Annotated in this window: 4 protein-coding genes and 1 pseudogene; all 5 read left to right on the top strand. The window is 33.1% G+C overall.

The genetic code is table 11. The annotated features are described in order from the left end of the window. A pseudogene (locus PHC28_RS16175) lies at nt 1–556 on the top strand (alpha-amylase); the annotation flags it as partial. Nucleotides 557–632: 76 nt separating this feature from the next. Further along, nucleotides 633–1310, top strand: a complete 678-nt coding sequence (locus PHC28_RS16170; protein ID WP_300103100.1) for a glycerophosphodiester phosphodiesterase family protein — start codon at nt 633–635, stop codon at nt 1308–1310. 125 nt (nt 1311–1435) lie between these two features. Further along, entirely contained in the window at nt 1436–1843 is a 408-nt protein-coding gene (locus PHC28_RS16165) for a GxxExxY protein (RefSeq protein WP_300103097.1), read from the top strand. 35 nt (nt 1844–1878) lie between these two features. After that, the gene (locus PHC28_RS16160; RefSeq protein WP_300103094.1) at nt 1879–3087 is read left to right on the top strand and encodes an NAD(P)/FAD-dependent oxidoreductase; all 1209 of its coding nucleotides are present in this window, start codon (nt 1879–1881) and stop codon (nt 3085–3087) included. Between the two features lie 135 nt (nt 3088–3222). After that, nucleotides 3223–4309 (top strand): immunoglobulin domain-containing protein (locus PHC28_RS16155; RefSeq protein WP_367278057.1); only part of this gene is annotated, 1087 nt, incomplete at its 3' end.

Genomic DNA, 4309 nt, shown 5'->3' with positions numbered 1-4309 from the left:
TCTTCAAAATGACTTAAAAGGAAATACAGTTATGAACTATGTTTCTTCCCACGACGATAGTTATCCTTTTGATAAGAAACGAGAAAAAACATTCGAAAGCGGAACAAAATTGCTTCTTGCTCCAGGAGTTTCGCAAGTGTATTATGGTGACGAAAGTGCTCGTCCGTTAGACATTCCAGGAACTACCGGAGATGCTACCTTGCGTTCGATGATGAATTGGGATGACATAAAAACCAATCCCCAAACTCAAAAAGTGCTTTTACATTGGCAAAAATTAGGTAATTTCAGGAAACATCATCCAGCTGTTGGAGCTGGAATTCACCAAGAAATTTCGGCAAGTCCTTATGTTTTCAGCCGAACTTTTACCATAGGGAATTATTCAGATAACGTAGTTATTGGTTTGGATTTACCAAAAGGAACTAAAGAAATTTCAGTTGGAACCCTTTTTAAAGATGGAACAAAATTGAAAGATGCTTATTCCGGGAAAGAAGCTAATGTTTCTAATGGAAAAGTGAATATTGATACTGAATTTGATATCGTTTTATTGGAAAAATAATATAACCTCAAAGTTATTCACGAAGTTTTCAAAGCATTAATTAACTTTGAGAACTTTTTCATTTAATACAATCAAAATGTTAAAAATTGGACACCGAGGAGCTTCGGGTTATGAACCTGAAAACTCTTTAATTTCTTTCGAAAAAGCGATTCATTTAAACGCTGACGGAATTGAACTTGATGTTCATTTGAGTTTAGATCGGGAATTAGTCGTCATTCACGATGAAACAATAGAGAGAACTTTTAACGGAAAAGGAGCCGTTAATGAATTTACTTTAAAAGATTTGAAAGCTTTTCATTCGGGGAAAAATCAAGAAATTCCAACACTAATTGAAGTTTTTGATTTGGTCAATCGACGTTGTTTTATCAATATTGAACTCAAAGGAATAGGCACTGCAAAACCCGTAAGCGACTTGATAAATTACTACATTTCAAATAAAAAATGGGATATTAATGACTTTCTAATTTCGAGTTTTGATTGGAAAATGCTTGAAGAATTTCATAAATTAAATCCTAAAATTAGAATTGGAGTTTTAACCGAAGAATCTATCGACAAAGCATTGGCTTTCGCCAAAAAAATAAAAGCCTTTTCTATCCATCCCGATTATCAATTGCTGACGAAAGAAAATGTAGCTTTGATGCAAGAAAACGGATTCGAAGTTTATCCTTGGACGGTGAATTCAGAAGAAGCCATTCAAAAAATAAAATCATTCAACGTAAACGGAATTATTTCGAATTTCCCAGATAAAATATGATTTTATTAAACCATTAAGACTTATTTTCTACTAATCAACACAACATTAAACCATTAAGTTCATTAAGAAAATTAAGATTTATAGTAGAACTAGATTATTAAGTTTATTAAAAAAATAATTAAATTATGACAAAAAAAGAAATAACCCAATTGTCTTATGAAATTATTGGATTTGCTATAAAAGTTCACAAGAAACTTGGCCCTGGTTTGTTGGAAAAAATATATGAAGAATGTTTAAAATATGAACTAGAAAAAAATGGATACAAAGTTCAACAACAAATTAATATAGAAATCGATTATTATGATTTGGAGTTATCAAATCCATTGCGATTGGATTTATTAGTAAACGACTGTGTCATCGTCGAGTTAAAAACAGTTGAAAAATTCCACCCAATAGATGAGGCTAAACTATTAACTTATATGAAGCTATTGAGTATTCCACAGGGATTACTAATTAATTTCAACACTACTAATATTACAAAATCTACAAAACCGTTAGTAAATGAATATTTTACTAGATTGGCAGATGACTAAACTTAATAAATCTTAATTCCCTTAATGGTTTAAAAATGAACTCAAATTTCGACATTATAATTGTTGGCGGTGGTGCTGCGGGATTTTTTACAGCTATCAATATTGTAGAAAAAAATCCGAAGCTAAAAATAGCCATTCTAGAACGCGGAAATGAAGTTTTGACTAAAGTTAGAGTTTCTGGTGGCGGAAGATGCAACGTGACCCACGCTTGTTTTGAACCTGACGAATTGGTAAAATTTTATCCGCGTGGCGAGAAAGAATTGCGCGGCCCTTTTCATCAATTTTGTTCGGGTGATACTGTAGAATGGTTTAGCAATCACGGAGTTGAACTGAAAATCGAAGACGACGGAAGAATGTTTCCAGTTTCGAATTCGTCGCAAACCATAATCGATTGCTTTCTAGAAGCTACTCGGAAATTGGGAATCACAATTTTGACAGGGCAAAGTGTACAATCGATTTTCAAAAAAGACAACTTCTGGAAAATCGAAACCCAAAATGAAAATTATCTTGCCGAAAAATTAATTCTTGCCACAGGAAGCAACCCAAAAATCTGGGAAATGTTGCAAACTTTTGGTCACGCCATCGTGACTCCTGTTCCTTCATTATTTACATTCAATATTAAAGATTCAAGAATAAAAGATTTACCTGGAGTTTCGGCACAAGTTTCAATAAAAGTAAAAGAAACTAAACTTACCTCGACTGGGCCATTGTTAATAACACATTGGGGAATGAGCGGCCCAGCAATTTTAAAATTATCGGCTTGGGGAGCAAGAATTTTGAATGATAAAAATTATCAATTTACCATTTTTGTCAATTGGTTGAATGATGTTGACATTGACGAAGTTGAAAAAATTCTGAAAAATTTAAAACAAGAAAATGCCAAAAAAGCAGTTTCGAAAAAATCTCCTTTTGAATTTCCAAATCGACTGTGGGAAAGTTTAGTGCTAGCTTCAAATATTACTGAAGAAACTAAATGGGCAGATTTAACTAAGATTCAGCTTCAAAATTTAGCTCATCAACTAACGAATTCCAGCTTTAAAGTCAACGGAAAAAGCACTTTTAAAGAAGAATTTGTAACAGCTGGAGGGATTGATTTAAAGGAAATCAACTTTAAAACTATGGAAAGCAAATTACATAAAAACCTTTATTTTGCAGGAGAAATCGTTAATATAGATGCTGTTACTGGCGGTTTTAATTTTCAAAATGCTTGGACAAGTGGATTCATTTTAGCGAATTCATTTTAACGTTTTTAAAATTTTATTGTATTTTTGATAAGTATTTTCCATACTTTTGAATAATTGTTGTTGTTAAATACAACTTAAAAAACAGATTTTTAACTTTTCACCCTAATTATTTATATTAACACACCCCAAAAATCAATGAAAAAAATTTACTTATTAGTCGTACTGTTTTTAAGCCTATTTTCTTTCCATTTATTTGCTAATGGCGTTAAAATTAATAATGTCCCCAATGACCTAAATGAAGGTTTCCCAACCCACACGCTTATAAAATATTCTACAACTAAAGTAAAATCAATTCTTACTTCGACTACATCTTCGATTTCAGTGTGTGAGGGTGACGTTCTTACATTAGTTGCGAATCCAACTGGTGGGGTTGCCCCCTATACTTTTAGTTGGACTGGTCCAAACGGTTTTACATCTACAGATGAAAATCCAGTTATCAATGCTATTAGCCTTTCTGATGCTGGTGATTATATTGTAAATATAACTGATTCTGCTTCTTCAACTTTTCAAAACACAATTACTGTAGTTGTTAACGCAAAAATTGACCCAACATTTGATGCTACACTACCGGCTATTTGTAAGGGAGGATCTGCCCCCATATTGTCAACTACATCAACAAATGGAATTACAGGAACTTGGAATCCTTCAGTTGTAAATAACACCACAACAACAACTTATATTTTTACTCCTGATGCAGGCCAATGTGCTAATCCATTATCATTTACAATATTTGTAGTAAATAATATAACTCCAGTATTTACTCTACCCGCTTCAATTTGTTTAGGTGAAACACCACCAGATTTGTCTACTATTTCTAATAATGGAATTGTCGGAACTTGGAATCCTGCAATTATAAGCAACACAACTCCAGGAACGTATACTTTCACTCCAAGCGGAGGACAGTGTGCTACTGCTAAGATAATTAATATAAATATAAATTCACTAGAGGCTATTTTTCTTCCTGAAGTTGCACCAATTTGCTCCGGAGATTTTTTAGCTCCATTACCAACGACTTCAACAAATGGAATTACAGGAGTCTGGTCTCCTACAATAGACAATACTGTAACTACAACTTATACTTTTACTCCAACATCAGGGCAGTGCGCAACATCTTCTACCAGTATGACTATTGTTGTGAATCCATTAATCGCAACTTTTGATCCAGTTGCCCCAATATGTAATGGAGATGTTTTGGCTGATTTACCAACGACTTCAAGAAATG

Source organism: Flavobacterium sp. (assembly GCF_028712645.1).
Taxonomy (GTDB): domain Bacteria; phylum Bacteroidota; class Bacteroidia; order Flavobacteriales; family Flavobacteriaceae; genus Flavobacterium.
Note: the sequence above shows the minus strand (reverse complement) of the source record. Positions and strands in the feature narration are given on the sequence as shown.